Raw genomic sequence first — 18812 nt, 5'->3', positions numbered from 1 at the left:
GCCTGCGCGGGCGGGTTGATCCAGCTGCTGTGGCACTTCCGGTTTCGGAAGGAGAAACTCGGGCCGGGCAATCAGCCGGTGGCCAACTCACGCTGGACGGTCGACTTGGCGACCTTGATATTGTCGAGCACCTTGGGGCAGCTGGTGCTCGACGCCTGCTTTTCAGACAGGAAGGAAGACATACGTGCTTCCAGGTCTTGCAACCTAGTCTGGCGGGTAAACTTAGGTTGCAAAGCAGGTAGGGCCGTAAAGGGCCAGAACGGGTTCATGGTTCTATTCCTCGTTTGGGAACGATACTATTCGGATCAATGGGCGAACTGGCTGGCGTTCAACCTGTTTTCGATCATCGAGATCTCGTCGCGAAGGCGGAGCTTGAACTTCTTCAAGGATCGAATGTGCTGCGAGTCGGGATAGGGATGTAGGTGCTCCCTGCGGATCAGGGAATCCAGGGTGTTGTGCTGGCTGCGCAAGGATTTCAAGCGGTTATACATCATCTACCTCCACATCGTTGGGTGTTCGTGTTGACACCCAGGATATGGGGTTGTTTATGTATAGAAGAAATACATTGTTTGTATTGGGTTGATAGAAAAAATCAATTGCAAGGTAGGCCACAATGCGCTTCAGACCGTCCCCGCGCCAGCTGGATTATTTTATAGCCCTTGCCGAGACACTGCATTTTGGCAAGGCCGCTGAAAAATGCAATGTCTCCCAGCCCACTTTGTCCTCACAATTCAGGCTCTTGGAAGAAAACCTGGGCGCGGGCCTGCTGGAACGCGGCAGTGGCGACATCAGCTTGACGGCGGCTGGCGAACGCCTGTTGCCACTCGCCCGGCAGGCTCTTGAAAGTTTGGACGAAATTGTGGTCGTTGCCCATGCGGGCCGTGAAAATCTCGGCGGGCTGATCCGTCTTGGTGTGTCACCCACATTTGGGCCATATTTCATGCCTTACCTGCTGCCGATCTTGAAGCGGAACTTTCCGGATCTGGAGCTTTACATCCGCGAAGACCGTCCCAATCTGCTGGAAGAGGGATTGGCCGCCGGGGCACTGGATTGCATCATCACACCGGATATTGCTCCATCGGGACAACTGACTGAGCGGGAGCTCTGTCACGAAAGCGTATCGCTCGCTGTTCCGCGCGGCCATCCGTTCTCTGGCCTTGAAGTCGTCCCGGTCTCCCTTCTCAAGGGCGAAAAGCTCCTTTCGCTTGGTCACGGGTTCCGTTTGCACAACGATGTGCAGGCGCTTGCCCGCGCAGCCGGTGCTGAATTTCTGCAGGATTACGAGGGGACGAGTCTCGATGCATTGCGCCAGATGGCATCGATCGGAATGGGCCTTGCACTGTTTCCGGCAGCCTATATTGCTTCCGAGTTTCCCAAGGAGCCGAACCTCCTTTTGAAGAAGGTCGAGGGGATCGCCATGCACAGGGTAATGTATCTCGTCTGGCGCGACGGCAGTTCCCGCGCAGCGCATTATGAAAAACTGCTTTCCCTTGCATTGGAGGCGGTTAAGAGTATGCAGGCAGAAGGTGTGGAGGCCGCGGACACCTGATCGGTGTACCCAAAGAGCAAGGGAACCGGTATGTCGAAGACCAATCGAACCAAAGGTGCGATGACCACGGCGATTCATGCTGGTGAGGGGCCGGATCCTGCGACAGGTGCCTCAAGCCCCCCGTTGCACATGAGTTCGACATTTGTCAGTGACCGGTTGGCCGGATTTTCAGCGCACGATCTGGAGGAGGAGGGCGGTTTCATCTATTCCAGATGGAACAATCCGACGGTTGCGATGCTGGAGAAAAAGATCGCGGCAATGCAGGGCGCAGAAGCCTGTCTTTGCCTGGCGTCGGGAATGGCTGCGGCAACCGCAATTTTCATGACATTTCTGTCTTCGGGCGATCATGTTGTCATTTCCGACGTCTCCTATGCCGGTGTCGCGGAACTCGCACGCGATACCCTGCCGCGCATGGGCGTTGAAGTCACAACTGTCGACATGTCGGATCTGGAAGCTGTTTCGGCGGCACTTCGACCGAATACGACACTCGTTCACACCGAAACACCTGTGAATCCGATCACCCGCCTGACGGATCTTTCAGCGGTCTCGGCTCTTGCACGTCAGGTTGGAGCGCTGCTGAGTTGCGACGCCACATTTGCCTCGCCTCTCGGGATGGATGCGATCGGGCTGGGTGTCGATCTCGTCATGCACTCGATCACCAAGTATATTGGCGGTCACGGCGACGCGGTTGGCGGTGCAGTTGCCGGCAAGGCTGACTTGATTGCGCGGATGCGAAACGAAGCCGCGATACATCACGGCGGTGTCCTGTCGCCGTTCAACGCCTGGCTGATTGCGCGCGGCGCGGCGACCTTGCCCTTGCGCATGAAGGCACATCAGGCAGGCGCGTTGTCGGTTGCCCAATGGCTGGAAACCCATCCGAAGGTGACGCGGGTCATGTATCCGGGATTGCCGTCGCATCCGCAGGTCGATTTGGCCAAGCGCCAGATGACGAATTTTTCCGGGATGATTTCCTTTCAGGTTGGCAACGCACCAACTGGGCGAACCGTCGCGCAGCAGATGATCGACCGGTTGGAGGTGATCCACTATGCGGTTTCTCTGGGGCACCATCGTTCGCTCGTTTTCTGGATGGAGACCGATCTCTTGATGGAGACGTCGTTCCGGCTTCAGGGAGATCAGCTGAATTCATACCGGGAATTTGCTGGTGACGGCATCTTTCGTCTGTCCGTGGGATTGGAGGATGCCGAAGACCTGATTGCCGACCTTGACGGGGCATTGGGTTGAAGCACGTCCAAAAAACCCGGGGATGGTGTACTCTTTGTTGCCGCTCCTCGAGTTTCATGCCAGCATTTCATACAAAGGCAGAGGAGGAGAGCTATGCCAGAGATTTCCAGCAACAGCGATTGCCAGACCGTAATCACGACCTTCGAGATGACGCCGGGCACCTGCTACGACCTCCTGGATGAGCTGAAAGACGCATATGACAACTTCATACGGCATCAGCCAGGGTTCATAGGCGCAGGGCTCCATGTCAACGACGCCCAAACCCGAATTGCCAACTATTCCCAGTGGCGCAGGCGCGAAGATTTTCTTGCCATGTTGCGGACACCGGAAATGCGCGACCGCAACCGCAGCATCCATGCTCTTTGCAAGAGTTTCGAGCCTGTCATGTATGACGTCGCGGAGAGTTTCAACTGAATTTGATAAGTGACATAACCTAGCCCACTATTGAGCAGTAGCGTACAGGTATTGTTGAAATTATCACACGCCAATAATTTGGCAGACAAGAGCCGATTGTGGGATGTGCCGGAGTTCTGACTTGATGTTGAAGTTTCCGGAAACAGACATGATATGCGTTTCAGGTTGCGGAAAGGGCGCTGCTTGTACGATCACAAGAGAAAAATTGCCTGGTGGATGAACGCGCGCCTTGTTCTTGAGTTGGTCGTTCTACCAGTAATGATAGTGACTACTGCTGCAGCTTTTTTCTTCGGCCGGTCGGATTTCGAGGATACAACCGCCCTTGTAACCTTTGCCGAAATTGTGTGTGAGGCAAAGAAAACTCACCTCGGCAGAACGAGGACAGGTCTATTCGAAACCGAACGGATCGTGTTGCCCTGCAGCAGTTTCAAGACATCGCTCGGAGAAGGATTGCAGGAACAGGGGTATGTGTTGGCAAAGACCAGCCAGATAAAGGTCAGGTTCCGTTCCCCAGCCGACAATCGTTTGCATGAAGCATCAGCTCAACTGCGGTCGACCGACGTTTCGGTCGGCGACAGGATCAGGATCGGTGCGTCGAAAGAGGATGTCAGATCCATAAGGGCCGACTGATAACGAAAGAAATGCGCGGACCTTAAGCCAACGGCTCGGAGACGAATTTCAACCGATCACTGCCATCTTCAGCGCCGCGAGTTGTGCATAGATATTTCAGCAACTACGATAACCGTCCCGCCCTTGCAATTCAGACTGATTCATCTTCTGAACATTGCGTACCAGGCAACAAACCAAGCGGAGCCAGGCAACAAGCAACCATGTCATATCACATCATCGATTGCCGTGAACTTGATGCAGGACAATTGTGCGCGGCGATGAATTCAGCCTTTTCGGACTATTGCGTTCCGCTTTCGCTGACGGTCGACAAGTTTCTCTATTTCCAGAAGCAGCGCGGATTTTCCGCAGAGCATTCATTCGTATCCATGAGTGGCTCGGACATTGCCGGGTTCTGGTATTCCACAGCACCATCCGCCTCGTATGGTTCCCGAGGCTATGCTGTTTCGGTTGGAACGGATCCCCGGCACAGGCGCAAGGGTATATTGAAGAACCTGTTCAAGGCTGTTGTCGAAAAGCAGAAATCCGATGGCGCGAATGGAATGCAGTTGGAAGTCATCTCGACCAATGAAAGGGCCCTCAGAGCCTATGAATTGTTTGGATACAAGCATCAGAGGACGGTCCGGGTATGCAGGTTGCCGAAACACAGTCTGCCTGTGTCCCGCCGGAATGACCTGAGAATTGATGCTCTCACTGTCGAGGAGCTCCCGGATGATGAGAACGACTATTTCGATACGCTCCCGACACCTCAAAACAGTCGTGCCTCGCTCACGGCCCTGCGTGGCAGAATGAACCTGATCGGTGTATCGGAAAACGGAAGGCTTCTCGGCTGGGGCGCAGCCAACCCCGATGGTTCGGTTGCCCAGATCGCCGTTCACCGCAACTTTCGCCGCAACGGCATCGGCAGCGTGCTGCTCGAGGGACTTGGGCAGTCGGTGGATACCGACCACCTGACATTTGTGAATGTCGATGTGAGTGCAACGGGCGTCAATGCGTTTTTGGACCGGGCAGGGGCTGAAGACCTCTTGCAGCAGTTCGACATGCAACTGACCTTCTGATGTCGCTTGCGCCGAAACCGGCCACGCTTGGGATTAGCTTGCCGAAATCTGACGGCTCTTGTCCACCAGAACCTCGGCCTGCCGGATGGAAGCGTAGTCGATCAATCGACCATCAAGCGAAACAGCTCCCTTGCCCGCAGCTTCTGCTTCGGCCATGGCCTCCAGAATGCGCTTGGCTTTGGTCACTTCAGAGTCTGAGGGGCTCATGACTTCATTGGCCAGTTCGATTTGGCCGGGATGGATAGCCCATTTGCCTTCGCAGCCAAGAACAGCCGCGCGTCCAGCTGCTGCCCGGTAGCCGTCTTTGTCCGTAAAGTCGCCAAAGGGACCATCGATGGGACGCAATCCATTGGCGCGCGCTGCCACGACCATGCGCGCGATCGCGTAGTGCCACATATCGCCCCAATGCACATCCCTGCCGCCGTCAAGTGCAGGGTCCGTCAGCACTGCATAGTCCGGGTTGACACCGCCGATGATCGTGGTGCGCGCACGCGTGCTGGCGGCGTAGTCTGCGACCCCGAAATGGAGACTTTCATTGCGTCTGGAGGCTGCAGCGATTTCATGCACGTTTTGCATGCCGAGTGCCGTTTCGATGATGTGTTCGAAGCCGATCCGCCTCTTGTATCCCCTTGCATCCTCGATCTGCGTTACCAGCATGTCGATGGCGTAGACGTCCGCGGCCGTGCCAACCTTGGGGATCATGATGAGATCCAGCCGTTCTCCGGCCTGTTCAACGATATCCACGACGTCTCGGTACATGTAGTGGGTATCCAGTCCGTTGATGCGGATCGACATTGTCTTGTCGCCCCAGTCGATATCGTTCAGGGCCTGAATGATGTTTTTGCGCGCCTGTTCCTTCTCGTCAGGCGCGACTGCGTCCTCAAGATCGAGGAAGATGACATCGGCATTGGACCGGGAAGCCTTTTCAAACATCTGCGGCTGACTGCCGGGCACCGCCAGTTCGCTGCGGTTCAGGCGAGCCGGCGCCTGTTCAACGGGGAAAAAACTCATTTCGATCTCCTTGGGGTACGATTTTTCGGTGGCCGTTGCCTTCCACCGGGATGATGCTGAGTGCAGCCGGCATTTTTCGCGCCGGATTGTTGGACGGTCGGGCGCACCATCCCCCGCTCGCGGGCACCTGGGGAAGCAGGATCACGCGGTTGGAACTGGTTTTCAGGGAAGCTGATTGTCAGATCACGCGATCTCTCGGATCCCGTCCGTCAAAAAAGTCCGACAGGTTTTCAAGGACACGAAACCCCATTGCCTCGCGGTTTTCTCGCGTAGCACCACCCAGATGAGGCAAGAGGACCAGATTGTCACAATTCAGCAGGTCGGCGTTGATCCGGGGCTCCCTGACAAAGACATCGAGAGCGGCGCCTCCGATCGTTTCGAAAATGAGGGCATGGACAAGTGCCGCTTCATCGACAAGGTCGCCCCGGGCCGTGTTGATCAGGAACGCATCCGCTTTCATCAGGTTCAGTCTGCGGGCACCGATGAGAGGTTCGTTCGAGCGGGCTTCCGCGCAGTGGAGCGAAACGAAATCGCAAAGTGGCAGCAAGTCATCGACATCTTTTGCCTGTGTCGCGTCGACTTGTTCCAGGATAGCGGGATCGATCCTTTCTTCATCCTGAACCACGATCCTCATGCCGAAACCGTGGTAGGCGCGGCGCGCCAGTTCCTGCCCGGCATTCCCAAATCCTATGATACCGAGCGTCTTGCCGCTGACCCTGGTGCCGATCAGGTGGTCCGGGCACCATCGCGACCAGTTACCGGCACGAAGGTTCCTCTCGCCTTCGCACGCTCGCCGCCCGGCCATGAGCAGCAGCATCATGGCAAAATCCGCGGTGCATTCCGACGGGTTGTCCGGCGTGTTCGTTACCGTCAGTCCACGCTGCCGCGCCGCCGGTTCACATATGTGGGCATAGCCGTAGCCGAAATTTGCCAGAATCCTCGTTCTGGCGTCCGGCACATCCAGTGCTTCGGCATCCAACCTGTCGGTAACTGTGGGCAGCACCGCGTCGAAGGTTTTGAGTGCCCTGCGGATCTCGGCAGGAGACAAGGGAACGTCGCAAGTGTTGAGGACCGTGTCGTAACGCTCGCTCAGGACAGCTTCGACGGCTGCCGGCCAGCGTCTTGTCACAAGAACAGTGGGTCTGGTCATCATGCTGCTTCCTTGTAAACACGCGCAATGGTATCGCCGATGACAGCCGGGTTCTCGGCAACCGTGACGCCGACCGATGAAAGGATTTCGACCTTTTCGGAAGCGCTTTCGCCGAAAGCGGAGATAATTGCACCGGCGTGCCCCATTGTCCGGCCCTTCGGGGCGGTCAGGCCCGCGACATATGCCACGACGGGCTTGGAAATGTTGTCCCGTATGTATTCGGCAGCTTCCGATTCCTGCGGCCCGCCGATTTCCCCGATCATGGCAATCACATGCGTGTCGTCGTCCTGTTCGAAACGGGCCAGGATGTCCTTGAATGACGATCCGTTGATCGGATCTCCACCAATACCGACGCTGGTCGACACACCTATGCCATTGTCTTTCAACTGGGCTGCTGCCTCATATCCGAGCGTTCCGGACCGTCCGATGATGCCGACATGTCCGGGCAGGTAGATATGGCCGGGCATGATCCCCAGAAGCGCCTTTCCCGGGCTGATCGTACCGGCGCAGTTAGGCCCCGTCAGAACCATGCGTTTTTCGCGAGGATACCGGTACATGTACCGTTTCACCTGGATCATGTCCTGCGCCGGGATGCCATCCGTGATGCAAACGCAGTAGCGGACACCGCTGTCGGCCGCTTCCATGATCGAATCTGCTGCAAACGGAGGCGGTACGAAAACAAGGCTTGTGTCGGCGCCAGTGGCAGCGACAGCCTGTTTCACCGTGTCATGAACGGGCACGCCCTCCACGGTTTCGCCACCCTTGCCGGGAACAACGCCGGCGACGACATTTGTGCCGTAGCGCAGCATGTCCTTGGTATGAAAGCGCGCCATGCGGCCGGTAATACCCTGCACGATGACGCGGCTGTCACGGTCGATTAGAATGCTCATTGCGCGGCCCTCAATCTGGTGCCTTGCGACAGGTCCCGTTGCCAGGCGCCTACAACGCGCTCGGCAGCTTCCATCAAGGTGGTCGCCCGGATGATCGGCAGGCCGGACTTGGCCAGGATCTTTTGTCCTTCTTCCACGTTCGTGCCGGCAAGGCGCACCACCACGGGAATATCGATCTGCTGTTCTTTCAGCGCCAGAACAACCCCTTCGGCGACCCAGTCGCAGCGGTTTATCCCGGCGAAGATATTGACCAGGACGGCCTGGACATTCTTGTCGGAAAGGACGAGGCCAAACGCTTTGGCGACGCGTTCCGGCGAGGCTCCACCTCCAATATCGAGGAAGTTTGCCGGATCTCCTCCGGCCAGTTTGATCGTGTCCATCGTTGCCATCGCAAGACCTGCACCATTGACGATGCAGCCGATGTTGCCGTCCAGCCCGACATAGGACAGGCCGCGATCCGCTGCACGGCTCTCTCGCGGGTCTTCCTGCGATTTGTCGCGCAATTCACTGATCTGGGGATGCCGGTAGAGTGCGTTGTCGTCGAAGCTCATCTTGGCGTCGAGGGCAACAACGCGCTTGTCGGTAGTGATGGCCAACGGGTTGACCTCCACCATGGTGGCATCGAAATCGAGAAACGCGCGATAACACCCCTGCAGAGTGCGCACCATGTGCTGCACGAGTCCCGGTTCGACCTTTAGTTCGAACGCGATTTCCCGGGCCTGGAATTCCTGAAGGCCGACAGCAGGTTCCACGGTGGAGCGAACGATACTTTCTGGCCGCGTGGAGGATATTTCCTCAATTTCCATCCCTCCCTCCGAAGAGGCGACAATCATGACACGTTGGCTGGAGCGGTCGAGCACGAACCCAAGATAGATCTCTCGCTCGATCTGGGCCGTGGTCTCCACATAGACCCGGTAGATATCCTTGCCTTCCGGACCGGTCTGGTGCGTCACCAGCTTGCGCCCGAACATGTTGTCGCAGGCATCATGGATTTCGTCCTGCGTCTGGCAGATTTTCACACCACCTGCCAGACCACGCCCGCCGGCGTGAACCTGGGCTTTTACAATCCATTGGTCGCCACCGAGTTCCCGCGCGCGATAGGCGGCTTGTTCCGGGCTGTAGGCCAGGGCCCCCTTCGGCACCTCGACGCCGAATTTGGCGAGAATTTCCTTCGCCTGATACTCATGGATGTCCATTCCGGCCTCCTATTGTGCCGCGACCGATGTGCCGTAATGCTTGTGTAGCGAGGTTTCGAGAGCCTCCGGATCGACGTCGGCCCCAAGCTTGCGCATGGCTTCGGCAAAGCGGTTGGCAATGTCCCAGATCGCCCCGGCATTCAGTTGGTTCAAAATGCCGATACGAATTTGAACCGGAGCCGAAAGTGTCGGCCAGATGCCGAAACCCTCCGCACGGCAGTTCTGTACCAGTTCCATCTCGCGGCCAGCCAGATGGTCCGGCAGGTTGAGAACGACCAGACTGGTCATGTCGGACGTCACATTGCAGCCCAGAGTGGCAACGGCGTCACGCAGGGCTGCTTCGTGGAGACGGTAGGAAGCTGCCCGGTTCGCAAGGCCCTCTTGCAGGGTCAGGCGCAGCGATTCATGGAAAGCTGCAACGGCGTAACCGGAATGCGTGCGGTGATACGTTCCCTTGTCGACATCTGCCCCGTCAACAATTCCCCAGTGCCGCGCCTCAAGTATGGGATTGTGCACGTAGGTATAGGCACCGGTTGTCTTGAGCGTTTCGATGTACGTGTCGCGGAAGCTGACGGGTGCATAGGTCAGTGGCAGGCAGCACAGACCTTTTTGAGGGCAGGAGGCCCAGCCTGCCACACCCGGAAAGTCATCGATCGAAAAATCATCTACCCCAAGAGAGGATACCGCATCCACAAGCCCCATGACACCATGGCGTATGCAGGCATCCGAAAAGCCGCGCAGATCGTTGACACGGCCGGAACCGGTTTCCCAATGCGCCATGAATGCCCATTTTGGCTGGTGTTCGTCGAGGACTTCCTCCACCAGTTCGCCGGTTACCGGCTGGCCGTGTGGCACATTGATGACGACGACGCTCGCCGGGCAGGGATCAAGAGGATCGGCGGCCAGTTCGCAAGGAGTTGCTGCCTTGATGCGAAGGGTCAAGGCATCGATCCCGGAGAATGTGCCGTTGGAAAACGCAACAACCTTGTCTCCAGGCATGATCGCTGAGAACATCGCGTCCAGACCACTCCAGCCCGTACCTGCGATGGCAAAGGTATAGGTGTTGGTGGTACCCCAGATTTCACGCAACATGTGTTTGCACTCGATCATGCCCCGCAGGACGTCAGCGTGCATATGATCAGCAACACCGGCCCGTGCGAAGGCATGAAGCACGCGGGCATCTGTGTTACCTGGCCCTGGGCCAGCCGCAAGGGTTTCGGGAATGTCCAGTTGGGGAAAAATCTCTGTCGGCATCTGCAGTTTCCTCCGCGCTGATCGTTTGAGCCGGTGGCCCATGTTCCCCTAGGAAAACCTCGGCTTGCGTGTTTGCGCAATGGAAGTTACTACTGCTTTCGGACATCTAATCGAATGGGAAAAAACCTACTCATTCGGATAATAGATGGTAATTCTACCAGATAATCAGCTATCTGTTTGGGTAGTTTGTTTTCAATAGTGGTGTAAAAACAATTGGTTGAAAATCCCGGCTCTCCGATAAACATCATGCTCGCGGACAGCAATCCCTTGGTTCTGTCGGCAATGTCCGAGATTTTCGACAAGGACACCCGTTTCTCGCTCGTGGCAACGTCCGCAACAGCTGAAGGGTTTCTTGGAACGGTCATGCGCGTGCCGGTGCAGGTCGGCGTCGTCGAATGGAACCTGCCGGCCCTTGGTGGCGCGAAGCTGATCGAGGTTCTGCGGGAAAACGAAGCCGCGCCGCGATTTGTCGTTTACGGAGATGCCGCCGGAGATTTGCCGAGGCTGGCGATGCAGGCCGGTGCCGCTGGATTCGCACCAAGATCCGGTGAAATTGAGGGATTGGTGGAAACCTGTGTTGACGTGGCCGCCGGAAAAATGGTGTTTCCGTTTATCGACGTTCGCCAGATGCAGCAGGATCCGATCTATAGTCTCTCCCGGAAGGAAAAAGTGATCCTGGAAGCTCTGTCGAGCGGCATGTCCAATCGCGAATTGTCGAAATCTCTGCAGATATCGACGAACACGGTCAAGTTCCACCTTTCGAATATCTACGAAAAGCTATCGGTCAAAAACCGCGCGCAGGCGATTGTCTATTATTACTCTTCCCAGACTGCCGGCATGAAGGATCGGGACTAGGTTAGGAAGCCAGTCGTTCGAACGGGGCTTGGTGCCAGTTTTTCCGGAGCGTCAAATTGCGCTGCCTGATTGTCTGAACCCGCTCAGTCACCTTTCTTGAAGGGCGCCTGGTCTGCAAGCGCCTCGTTTTCGCGCTCCACCGCGAAACGTTCCTGTTCCAGGTAGTCAGCGACAGCCTGATGCAGCCCTTCATGGGCGATCCAGTGGGCGGAGTAGGTCGTTGCCGGCAGATATCCGCGCGCAAGTTTGTGGGCACCCTGTGCCCCGGCTTCGACACGTTTCAATCCGTTGGCAATTGCGAAATCGATGGCCTGATAGTAGCAGAGCTCGAAATGCAGAAAGGGATGGTCTTCACAACATCCCCAGTGACGGCCGAACAGTGTTTCCGAACCGATGAAATTGAGAGCGCCCGCGATATAGCGCCCGTGTCGCTTGGCCAGAATCAGCAGCGTTCGCTCCGCAAGTCTATCATTTATCAGGGAAAAGAAGTTCCGGTTGAGATACGGCCGTCCCCATTTGCGAGAACCCGTGTCCATGTAAAAACCGTAAAACGCGTCCCAATGAGCTTCGGTGAGATCCGGTCCGGTTACCCACTCCACCTCTATGCCGTCGGCACAAAGCGCCTCGCGCCGCTCCTTCTTGATAGCCTTCCGTTTTCTTGAGGCAAGATCGGTCAGAAATTCGTCGAAACTTTCATAGCCGTGATTTTCCCAGTGAAACTGCTGATCGGTTCGCTGGAGATAACCCAGTTCGCCCAGACCGTCCCATTCTCCCTTTGTAAGGAAGGTGGCATGGACCGACGAGGCGCCAGTGCGCTGGCAAACCTGTACAAGGCCTGCGGCAAGCGCTTGCAGACCGGCTTCCCGGTTGATCCCGGGTCCGATCAGAAACCTGCGGCCCGTCGCAGGGGTGAAAGGGACCGAAATCTGGAGTTTGGGATAATAGTCGCCGCCGGCACGGTAGAAGGCATCCGCCCAGCTGTGGTCGAAGACGTATTCTCCCTGAGAATGGCTTTTCAGGTAAGCCGGAACCGCTCCCAGAACAGCGCCTGTTTCGTCTTCCAGAAGCATATGTCTTGGCAACCAGCCAGTCGCATTTGTAGCACATCCCGATTCTTCCAGAGAATAAAGAAAGCTATGCGATAGGAATGGGTTAAAAGACTTATCTTCAGAAAAAGGTTCAACTTCAGACCCAAGAAGGGAAGCAAGTTCGGAAGCGGTTGATTGACCGGGTAGGTGGCATTGGTCGGTTTTCTCAAGAGCGCCGCTTTCCGAGAGCTTCCACCCCGGATTGGCCACTGCGTCCCAGGCATCGGATGAAACATCCTTCAGCGATGAAAGGATGCGCAGGGATGCGGTCGGTCCGCCGCCGTCAGCGTCCGGATCTTTGCTTTCCTCAGAATGGGAAGAACTCATGCGTCAACAGCAGCCAATTTTGGGAACCATTCTCGGAATGTAGCGCTGTTGCCTTGCATCGCAAGAGGGCAGCGAAAATCAATGGTTTGAAGCGAGGAGAAAGCGGCCCGTTCAGGGACTGGTGTTGTCGATGTCCGGGTCGAAGCCTTCGAACACGATCTGGTCCGCATAGCGGGCAGCGGTTTCGCGCTGGTCTCTGGTTCTGACCGTCCATGTCATGAGCGGCAGCTTGAACAAGGACCTGAGCAGGCTGGGTCCGGCTCTGGGCAGATCCTTGACGCCGTAAGAGATGAAATGCGGACGCGTGCGCGGAGCGTGCAGCAAATGACGCAGGATGAAGCGATCGGTGCGTCCATAGCGGGCATAGCCCGGACCGGACTCTGCCCCGTCGGCCACAATTCCACGCAGAACGGAAGGATTTGCACGCCGCGCATGGGACAGCATGTCCGGATCGAAGGTCTTGATGCAGGCCGGGCCACGGTACCTGGCGACCTGATCAGTGACATCGCGCACGAATGTGCCTTGCGCGTCACGCCGCATGAGGGACTTGATCTCTATGACAAGCGGGACTTTTCCGTCTACGAGATCGAACAGGTCCTGCAAGAACCAGAGTTTGTCGGTGCCGGTCTTCATGTGGATCCCGGCGAGATCGCCTGACGGCAGGTCGATGACCTTGCCCGTGCCCTCGGCCAGTCGGTCCAGGGTATAGTCGTGAAAGACCAGAGCCTTGCCATCGGCCGTTTCCTGGACGTCTACCTCTATGGCGAAGTTTTTCCCGATCGCTGCTGTAATGGCCGTCGGCGTGTTTTCAATAATGCCGTTGTCGGCATCATGGTATCCGCGATGCGCAATCGGGCGGGCGAAAATGGCTTCGAGGTCTGCTGTCATGGATGAGGATCAGTCCGGGTGGCTGCGCCGATGGAGGAATTGCGAAGCGGCAGGTCAGTCTTCGATTTCAAAAATAGCGTCGATTTCAACCGCAACGCCAAAGGGCAGGGAGGCCGCGCTGACGGCGGATCGGGCGTGTCGTCCCTTGTCCCCCATCGCTTCCACGAGGAAGTCGGAGGCACCATTGATGACCTGAGGCTGATCTGTGAAATCATCGGTAGAATTCACAAAGCCGACAATTTTCACAAGGCGCGTAACCTTGTCGAGATTACCGGTCGCGGCCTTGGCCTGTGCAAGAAGATTGATGGCACAGAACCGGGCTGCAGACTTTCCGCTTTCAAGGTCAACATCGGCACCGAGCTTGCCCGTGACCTGTATCTTGCCATCCATCATGGGAAGCTGTCCTGAGATATAGAGCTGGTTTCCTGTTTTCACGAAGGGGACGTAGTTCGCTGCCGGTGCGGCTGCTTCGGGCAGGGAAACTCCGAGGTCCTTAAGACGGTTTTCGATGATGCTCATTGGTTCGCTCCGGCTCGGATGGATGTGTCGGTGTCTTGGCGCAATTTGGAAATGCTGACAAGGCCAAATCAGTCACGGATCTGAAAATGAACCTGTGGAGGAGATTGGATTGTTTTCACGAAGGTCTCTTAACCGCCGGTTTTATGAAATAAGTCACCCTTTCCTGATTTTCGTTTACCTGCTGATTTTCGCTGTGGCGTAAGGTGCAGATAATCGCATAATGACTGCCAGGGCCCTGACGGTGGCTGTACCGTTGGCGTGAAACTGAGGAATTACAGATGCAGCGCATTCTCATGTCGGGGTCTTTGGCAGGTCCTGCATTCGCAATCATTGTCACCACGTGCCTTGTTTCGGGAACGGCCTCCGGAGCAACAGTCGGCAAATCCGCTGGCTACAAGCTGGTTCCGCACCAGGCGGTCTACGACATGAAGCTTGGCGAAAAAGAAGACAATTCCGGAATTTCCGGCTTGAGCGGCCGGATGGTCTACGAGTTTACCGGAAACGCCTGCGAGGGCTACAGCGTCAACTTTCGCTTTGTGACACGCTTTCAAAATGCCGACGGCGGATCACAGGTGACCGATCTGCAGACGACTTCCTTTGAAGAGCCGCAGGCAGAGAGCTACCAGTTTCTTTCCAAAACCTTTGTGGACCAGGAGTTGGTGGAGGAATCTAAGGGCAAGGCAACCGCCGGGACGCAGACCAAGACGATCAATCTGAAAGCGCCTTCCGAGAAGTCACTTGAGATCGGGCACGAAGTTCTTTTTCCGACCGAGCATCTGCTGACCATTCTGGAGTCAGCTGAAAACGGTGTTCCGTTTATTTCCGCCGATATCTACGACGGCGCCGAATCCGGCGAGAAGGTCTATGCAACGACAACCGTCATCGGCTCGAAAACGGTCAGCCCGGTCAAAGCCGATACCGAGGATCCGGATGCACCCCTGGCAGGTTTGAACTACTGGCCGGTGACAGTGGCGTATTTCGATCCGGGTGCAGAAGATGCAACCGGGGAACTGACACCGGTCTACCAGTTGTCGTTCTGGCTCTTTCAAAATGGTGTCAGCGGGCACCTGACGCTCGATTACGGGGATTTCACCATCAAGGGCAAGATGGCTGCGCTGGAACTTCACGAAGATACCGGTTGTCCTCAATAGCAAGCGTCAGGATTTTCGAGGTTTGTCTGACGATCTGGCGGCATGCGTAAGGCCCAGTTCGACAGCTGAATTGCCGAACTTGTCACGAAGCTTGTCTACTGCGATCTCGGCGTTCTTGCGTCTTTCTGCTGAAACGTCGAGCAAGTCCTCAGGATCGGCCCGATCGGCCGGTTCCAGGTCGCTGACACCGATACCGATCAATCGGAACCGGCGCCCGTCCGTCTCATTTTCGAGTAACGATTCTCCTGCTGCATAGATCTTGTCTGCCAGCTGGGTCGGGTCACCAAGATGCCGGGCGCGTGTGATGGTCCTGAAATCGGCTGTCTTGAGCTTGAGTGTTATTCCGCGTCCTGAAAGGTCGGATTTTTTCAGCCTCGAAGACACCTTTTCAGACAGGTTCCGCAGGATCGGGCGGAGCGTTTCGAAGCTGGAGATATCCGATCTGAACGTTGTCTCCGTCGAGACGCTCTTTGCCCCACGTTCCGGCTTCACCAACCGGCTGTCATCCCCATGAGAAAGTGAAGCCAGACGCAGGCCGATCGAACCGTAGCGCCGTGCGAGTTCGGCGGCCTCCATTGTCTGCAACTGGCCGATGGTCTTGATCCCGTCCTTTTCCAGTTTTTTCTGGAACACCTTGCCAACTCCCCAGATACGGCCGACAGGCATTGGCGCCAGCACAGTTTCGGCTTCTTCGGCACCGATAACGGAAAAGCCTCGCGGTTTTTCAAGATCGGACGCGAGCTTGGCCAGAAACTTGTTTGGCGCAAGGCCGACGGAGGCGGAAATGCCTATGTCCGCTTCGATTCCGCGGACGAATTTCGCCAGTGTTTCGGCAGGTGTAGCCTGGTGCAGTCGCTCAGTACCGGTCAGGTCCAGGAATGCCTCATCAATCGAAATCGGTTCGACGAGCGGGGTCAATGCCCGCATGCGCTCCCGGATTTCCTTTCCGACCCTGGAGTATTTTTCCATGTTCGGCTTGATGACCACGGCATCCGGGCAGGCCTCGAGGGCCTTGAACATGGGCATGGCAGATCGCACACCGTAGATACGGGCAATGTAGCAGCAGGTGGAAACAACACCACGCTGGCCGCCTCCGACAATCAAGGGTACATCCTGAAGCTCGGGATTGTCGCGTTTTTCCACGGACGCGTAAAAGGCGTCGCAATCGATATGTGCGATCGCCAGAAGATCAAGTTCGGCGTGTGACACCATTCGCGGACTGCCGCAGGACGAGCACCGCGAAATGGAGGCAGCAGGCCTGGCACCGCAGTCCCGGCAGAGTGCTTTCTGGTCTTTTGGGTGTCCGGTCACTTTGAGGTGTCACTTTTGCGGTTGATTGCCACCGGTTTCGACTGCTTCTTGAAGGATAGCCGTGATGAAGTCAGCCGTCTCGTGCCAATCCCCGGTCAGCAGGTCAATATGTGTTTCCTTTTCGGTCGCAGCCCGGAACCTGTGGTCCGCAATGAACTGGATCTTGATCGAACTTGGCAGGCTGGCATGAACCGAGGAGTGGTTTGTCGGACTGTCGTCGATGAACACGACAGGGGTTGGGCGGCCAGCGGCGAGAGCTGCGACGGCACCACCTTTGGGTCCCGAATTCGTGACGACGGGGTAAGGGATGCCCATGCCTGACAGCAACTTTTCACGTGCCGGTTTGTTGTGACCACCGGGAAGGTTGGTCAGCAACACGATCTCCCATGTTTCTGCCAGGGCCTGTAGTGAAGCGTCGGCACCTTGAACCATGTCTTGCCTGTGACTGACCTCGTCAAAGAAATTCAACAGATGCTTGCGGACCTCAATGGCGGGGATCGCAGCACGATGTTTGCGGTGACCAATGTTACCCGTTAGCCGATACTCGTGATTCAGGAAAACAAGGTCGCGTTCATTCAGATAGACCTCCAGGTGTTTGATGAGATGAAGGATGACTTCATCCACGTCGCAGATGATCAACGGGCGATTGGAAACGGGTAGTCCCTTTATCTGCGCCAGGACTTCAGGAAGGACCGGTGACGGTTCAGGCATCGTCGGGAGATCCTCCTGCGAGCGCATATCTTGCTGCGGCCATCATGGTTGGTCGAATGCTTGAGTTTTCGCAAAACGCGAGCAGGAGCGGTTCGTCCATCATGTAGAATTCCAGGACACCGGCAAGGAAGCCTGGTTCGCTGGCTGCTGCTCGAATCATGTCGGGACCGATTCCCGAAAATGCCAGGAAACGGCCTATTTGCTCCGGATCGCGACTGAGTTGGAGGAGAGCTTCAGTGGCAATTCCTTGAGCTTCTTCAACGGATAATGACTTTCCTTGCATATTTTTCATTGTGTTTTTTTGCCTTTCTGAAACGATTCCGGGTTACAACAAATCTACTGCGGACGGGGGTGGCGTTCTACCGCATAGAAAATTGCGTCGAGAGAGAGTGGGACCGGCGAACCGCCGGGCAAAGGACCGGACTATATGGCAAAAACCGTATTGATCGTGGAAGACAACGAGCTGAACATGAAACTGTTTCATGATCTGCTGGAAGCTCACGGCTACAATACGCTGCAGACCCGAACCGGTATAGAAGCGCTGCAGCTTGCCCGTGATCACCACCCGGACCTGATTCTGATGGATATTCAATTGCCGGAAGTGTCTGGATTGGAAGTGACGAAGTGGATCAAGGAAGACGACACCATTTCCTCGATACCGATCATTGCCGTGACTGCGTTTGCCATGAAAGGTGACGAAGAGCGCATTCGCCAGGGCGGATGTGAGGCTTACATTTCGAAGCCGATTTCAGTCGCGAAATTTCTGGAAACCGTGCGGGGATATCTCGGCGAAGCCTGATTGTCTTCTCCGGGCCAGACAATTTTACCGGCAAACAAACTTGAAGATCTGGTACAATCAAGGGGTGTTCAAGGCTTCAGTAGTCCTCAAGGGTAGTCTTTCGATTAGGTGATCCTGCTTCACGTTAAGGTTACGAATTTACTAAAATATCATTGTATCTGTGCATATTTTGCGGAATTTATTGCAATCAGGTTCCAATAGGGTAGTGTGACCGCAGATTAGAGTAGCTTCTGATCGCGTCTTTGACGTTAACTTTTTTGTCCTTACGTTAAGTATGACAAAAGTTTCCCCTCGGAGTGCTCAGGTCCGCCGCATCTCCTGGGTCCGTGGGGTAGGTCGGCAGGGAACCGGCCGAAGAGTGGCCTCCTCGAATGCCGTGTTCCCGCCGACCACTATCTCATTGCTTCGCAAAACCAGGATCATGCCCGTGACAATAGCGAGATTGTCTCTGTCACCGGTTTAAAGATCGATTTTTTCAACAAAAAAACCCGCCGGCAATGGCGGGTTTTTTGGTTTACCGGAAACGCCCGGATTTACTTGATTTTTGCTTCCTTGAACTCGACATGCTTCTTGGCAATCGGGTCGTATTTCCTCTTGACCATTTTTTCGGTCATCGTGCGGGAGTTCTTCTTGGTGACATAGAAGAAGCCGGTGTCCGCCGTGGAGGTGAGCTTGATTTTGATTGTTGTCGCCTTGGCCATGGCCTTGGATCCTGTTCTCGGTTGTCGGGCATAGGGTTCGGGTGGCCAGATTGGCTGGCGGTGAATCTGCC

General features: G+C 56.0%; 22 protein-coding genes. 8 read left to right on the top strand and 14 right to left on the bottom strand.

Annotation, left to right across the window (positions count from 1 at the left end; all coding sequences use genetic code 11):
• Positions 1 to 71 precede the first annotated feature (71 nt).
• Together LA5095_RS32125 and LA5095_RS32120 are read right to left on the bottom strand one after the other, a co-directional pair.
• Entirely contained in the window at positions 72 to 269 is a 198-nt protein-coding gene (locus LA5095_RS32125) for a hypothetical protein (RefSeq protein ID WP_082442826.1), read from the bottom strand.
• Positions 270 to 305: 36 nt separating this feature from the next.
• The gene (locus LA5095_RS32120; RefSeq protein WP_082442853.1) at positions 306 to 491 is read right to left on the bottom strand and encodes a YdcH family protein; all 186 of its coding nucleotides are present in this window, start codon (positions 489 to 491) and stop codon (positions 306 to 308) included.
• Positions 492 to 613: 122 nt separating this feature from the next.
• Here LA5095_RS32120 and LA5095_RS21165 point away from each other — a divergent pair, with 122 nt between their 5' ends.
• The 5 genes from LA5095_RS21165 (at position 614) to LA5095_RS21145 (ending at position 4890) form a co-directional block, all read left to right on the top strand.
• Positions 614 to 1549 carry a LysR substrate-binding domain-containing protein gene (locus tag LA5095_RS21165; RefSeq protein ID WP_055118509.1) on the top strand — a complete coding sequence of 312 codons (936 nt, stop codon included), beginning with the start codon at positions 614 to 616 and terminating at the stop codon, positions 1547 to 1549.
• Between the two features lie 30 nt (positions 1550 to 1579).
• A complete protein-coding gene (locus LA5095_RS21160; protein ID WP_055118507.1) occupies positions 1580 to 2791 on the top strand; it encodes a trans-sulfuration enzyme family protein in 1212 nt (403 codons plus the stop codon).
• Positions 2792 to 2884: 93 nt separating this feature from the next.
• The gene (locus tag LA5095_RS21155) at positions 2885 to 3205 is read left to right on the top strand and encodes an antibiotic biosynthesis monooxygenase family protein (protein ID WP_029066400.1); all 321 of its coding nucleotides are present in this window, start codon (positions 2885 to 2887) and stop codon (positions 3203 to 3205) included.
• A 258-nt stretch (positions 3206 to 3463) separates the two neighbouring features.
• Complete coding sequence (locus LA5095_RS21150) at positions 3464 to 3835, top strand: hypothetical protein (protein ID WP_144436141.1); 372 nt, start codon at positions 3464 to 3466, stop codon at positions 3833 to 3835.
• 200 nt (positions 3836 to 4035) lie between these two features.
• Positions 4036 to 4890: a GNAT family N-acetyltransferase gene (locus LA5095_RS21145; protein WP_144436140.1), complete on the top strand. Its 855-nt coding sequence runs from the start codon at positions 4036 to 4038 to the stop codon at positions 4888 to 4890.
• Between the two features lie 33 nt (positions 4891 to 4923).
• Here LA5095_RS21145 and LA5095_RS21140 read toward each other — a convergent pair whose 3' ends face one another.
• The 5 genes from LA5095_RS21140 to LA5095_RS21120 all read right to left on the bottom strand — a co-directional run bounded on the left by LA5095_RS21140 (position 4924) and on the right by LA5095_RS21120 (position 10391).
• The gene (locus LA5095_RS21140; protein WP_055118501.1) at positions 4924 to 5901 is read right to left on the bottom strand and encodes an HpcH/HpaI aldolase/citrate lyase family protein; all 978 of its coding nucleotides are present in this window, start codon (positions 5899 to 5901) and stop codon (positions 4924 to 4926) included.
• 178 nt (positions 5902 to 6079) lie between these two features.
• A complete protein-coding gene (locus LA5095_RS21135; protein ID WP_055119030.1) occupies positions 6080 to 7051 on the bottom strand; it encodes a 2-hydroxyacid dehydrogenase in 972 nt (323 codons plus the stop codon).
• The gene (sucD, locus tag LA5095_RS21130) at positions 7051 to 7941 is read right to left on the bottom strand and encodes a succinate--CoA ligase subunit alpha (RefSeq protein ID WP_055118499.1); all 891 of its coding nucleotides are present in this window, start codon (positions 7939 to 7941) and stop codon (positions 7051 to 7053) included. Before sucD ends, LA5095_RS21135 begins: the two co-directional genes overlap by 1 nt.
• The gene (locus LA5095_RS21125; RefSeq protein WP_055118497.1) at positions 7938 to 9137 is read right to left on the bottom strand and encodes a malate--CoA ligase subunit beta; all 1200 of its coding nucleotides are present in this window, start codon (positions 9135 to 9137) and stop codon (positions 7938 to 7940) included. Before LA5095_RS21125 ends, sucD begins: the two co-directional genes overlap by 4 nt.
• A 9-nt stretch (positions 9138 to 9146) precedes the next feature.
• A complete protein-coding gene (locus LA5095_RS21120; RefSeq protein ID WP_055119028.1) occupies positions 9147 to 10391 on the bottom strand; it encodes a pyridoxal-phosphate-dependent aminotransferase family protein in 1245 nt (414 codons plus the stop codon).
• A 246-nt stretch (positions 10392 to 10637) separates the two neighbouring features.
• Here LA5095_RS21120 and LA5095_RS21115 point away from each other — a divergent pair, with 246 nt between their 5' ends.
• Positions 10638 to 11246: a response regulator transcription factor gene (locus LA5095_RS21115; protein ID WP_055119027.1), complete on the top strand. Its 609-nt coding sequence runs from the start codon at positions 10638 to 10640 to the stop codon at positions 11244 to 11246.
• Positions 11247 to 11329: 83 nt separating this feature from the next.
• Here LA5095_RS21115 and LA5095_RS21110 read toward each other — a convergent pair whose 3' ends face one another.
• From LA5095_RS21110 to LA5095_RS21100, 3 genes are all read right to left on the bottom strand, one after another.
• Positions 11330 to 12661: a GNAT family N-acetyltransferase gene (locus LA5095_RS21110; RefSeq protein ID WP_055118495.1), complete on the bottom strand. Its 1332-nt coding sequence runs from the start codon at positions 12659 to 12661 to the stop codon at positions 11330 to 11332.
• Positions 12662 to 12772: 111 nt separating this feature from the next.
• The gene (locus LA5095_RS21105; RefSeq protein ID WP_055118493.1) at positions 12773 to 13549 is read right to left on the bottom strand and encodes a glycerophosphodiester phosphodiesterase family protein; all 777 of its coding nucleotides are present in this window, start codon (positions 13547 to 13549) and stop codon (positions 12773 to 12775) included.
• 54 nt (positions 13550 to 13603) lie between these two features.
• Entirely contained in the window at positions 13604 to 14068 is a 465-nt protein-coding gene (locus LA5095_RS21100) for a RidA family protein (RefSeq protein ID WP_055118491.1), read from the bottom strand.
• Positions 14069 to 14346: 278 nt separating this feature from the next.
• Between LA5095_RS21100 and LA5095_RS21095 the strand changes: the two genes are divergently transcribed.
• Positions 14347 to 15219 (top strand): cell envelope integrity EipB family protein, encoded by an 873-nt coding sequence (locus tag LA5095_RS21095; protein ID WP_208992798.1) that lies wholly within the window; start codon positions 14347 to 14349, stop codon positions 15217 to 15219.
• A gap of 6 nt (positions 15220 to 15225) precedes the next feature.
• Here the strand turns inward: LA5095_RS21095 and LA5095_RS21090 are convergent, their stop codons facing one another.
• From LA5095_RS21090 to LA5095_RS21080, 3 genes are read right to left on the bottom strand one after another with little or no spacing between them, the layout of a single operon-like run.
• Positions 15226 to 16530 carry a DNA polymerase IV gene (locus LA5095_RS21090; RefSeq protein ID WP_055118490.1) on the bottom strand — a complete coding sequence of 435 codons (1305 nt, stop codon included), beginning with the start codon at positions 16528 to 16530 and terminating at the stop codon, positions 15226 to 15228.
• 9 nt (positions 16531 to 16539) lie between these two features.
• Positions 16540 to 17241, bottom strand: a complete 702-nt coding sequence (locus LA5095_RS21085) for a hypothetical protein (protein ID WP_055118488.1) — start codon at positions 17239 to 17241, stop codon at positions 16540 to 16542.
• Positions 17234 to 17533 (bottom strand): DUF3572 domain-containing protein, encoded by a 300-nt coding sequence (locus LA5095_RS21080; protein ID WP_055118486.1) that lies wholly within the window; start codon positions 17531 to 17533, stop codon positions 17234 to 17236. The genes LA5095_RS21085 and LA5095_RS21080 overlap by 8 nt, the downstream gene beginning before the upstream one ends.
• A gap of 135 nt (positions 17534 to 17668) precedes the next feature.
• Here LA5095_RS21080 and LA5095_RS21075 point away from each other — a divergent pair, with 135 nt between their 5' ends.
• Complete coding sequence (locus LA5095_RS21075; RefSeq protein ID WP_029061433.1) at positions 17669 to 18040, top strand: response regulator; 372 nt, start codon at positions 17669 to 17671, stop codon at positions 18038 to 18040.
• 533 nt (positions 18041 to 18573) lie between these two features.
• Here LA5095_RS21075 and rpmG read toward each other — a convergent pair.
• Entirely contained in the window at positions 18574 to 18741 is a 168-nt protein-coding gene (gene rpmG / locus LA5095_RS21070; protein ID WP_029061434.1) for a 50S ribosomal protein L33, read from the bottom strand.
• Between the last annotated feature and the right edge of the window lie 71 nt (positions 18742 to 18812).

The organism is Roseibium album (assembly GCF_001404515.1).
Classification (GTDB): domain Bacteria; phylum Pseudomonadota; class Alphaproteobacteria; order Rhizobiales; family Stappiaceae; genus Roseibium; species Roseibium album.
The sequence above is the reverse complement of the archived record's forward strand: the minus strand, read 5'-3'. Positions and strand labels throughout refer to the sequence as shown.

Coding starts and splice junctions, on each gene's coding strand:
- LA5095_RS21075 (WP_029061433.1), top strand. CDS start 17,669: ATGGCAAAAACCGTATTGATCGTGGAAGACAACGAGCTGAACATGAAA.
- LA5095_RS21105 (WP_055118493.1), bottom strand. CDS start 13,549: ATGACAGCAGACCTCGAAGCCATTTTCGCCCGCCCGATTGCGCATCGC.
- LA5095_RS21085 (WP_055118488.1), bottom strand. CDS start 17,241: ATGCCTGAACCGTCACCGGTCCTTCCTGAAGTCCTGGCGCAGATAAAG.
- LA5095_RS21165 (WP_055118509.1), top strand. CDS start 614: ATGCGCTTCAGACCGTCCCCGCGCCAGCTGGATTATTTTATAGCCCTT.
- sucD (WP_055118499.1), bottom strand. CDS start 7,941: ATGAGCATTCTAATCGACCGTGACAGCCGCGTCATCGTGCAGGGTATT.
- LA5095_RS21110 (WP_055118495.1), bottom strand. CDS start 12,661: ATGAGTTCTTCCCATTCTGAGGAAAGCAAAGATCCGGACGCTGACGGC.
- LA5095_RS21080 (WP_055118486.1), bottom strand. CDS start 17,533: ATGAAAAATATGCAAGGAAAGTCATTATCCGTTGAAGAAGCTCAAGGA.
- LA5095_RS32125 (WP_082442826.1), bottom strand. CDS start 269: ATGAACCCGTTCTGGCCCTTTACGGCCCTACCTGCTTTGCAACCTAAG.
- LA5095_RS21150 (WP_144436141.1), top strand. CDS start 3,464: ATGATAGTGACTACTGCTGCAGCTTTTTTCTTCGGCCGGTCGGATTTC.
- LA5095_RS21095 (WP_208992798.1), top strand. CDS start 14,347: ATGCAGCGCATTCTCATGTCGGGGTCTTTGGCAGGTCCTGCATTCGCA.
- LA5095_RS21145 (WP_144436140.1), top strand. CDS start 4,036: ATGTCATATCACATCATCGATTGCCGTGAACTTGATGCAGGACAATTG.
- LA5095_RS21120 (WP_055119028.1), bottom strand. CDS start 10,391: ATGCCGACAGAGATTTTTCCCCAACTGGACATTCCCGAAACCCTTGCG.
- LA5095_RS21140 (WP_055118501.1), bottom strand. CDS start 5,901: ATGAGTTTTTTCCCCGTTGAACAGGCGCCGGCTCGCCTGAACCGCAGC.
- rpmG (WP_029061434.1), bottom strand. CDS start 18,741: ATGGCCAAGGCGACAACAATCAAAATCAAGCTCACCTCCACGGCGGAC.
- LA5095_RS21125 (WP_055118497.1), bottom strand. CDS start 9,137: ATGGACATCCATGAGTATCAGGCGAAGGAAATTCTCGCCAAATTCGGC.
- LA5095_RS21100 (WP_055118491.1), bottom strand. CDS start 14,068: ATGAGCATCATCGAAAACCGTCTTAAGGACCTCGGAGTTTCCCTGCCC.
- LA5095_RS32120 (WP_082442853.1), bottom strand. CDS start 491: ATGTATAACCGCTTGAAATCCTTGCGCAGCCAGCACAACACCCTGGAT.
- LA5095_RS21115 (WP_055119027.1), top strand. CDS start 10,638: ATGCTCGCGGACAGCAATCCCTTGGTTCTGTCGGCAATGTCCGAGATT.
- LA5095_RS21160 (WP_055118507.1), top strand. CDS start 1,580: ATGTCGAAGACCAATCGAACCAAAGGTGCGATGACCACGGCGATTCAT.
- LA5095_RS21135 (WP_055119030.1), bottom strand. CDS start 7,051: ATGACCAGACCCACTGTTCTTGTGACAAGACGCTGGCCGGCAGCCGTC.
- LA5095_RS21155 (WP_029066400.1), top strand. CDS start 2,885: ATGCCAGAGATTTCCAGCAACAGCGATTGCCAGACCGTAATCACGACC.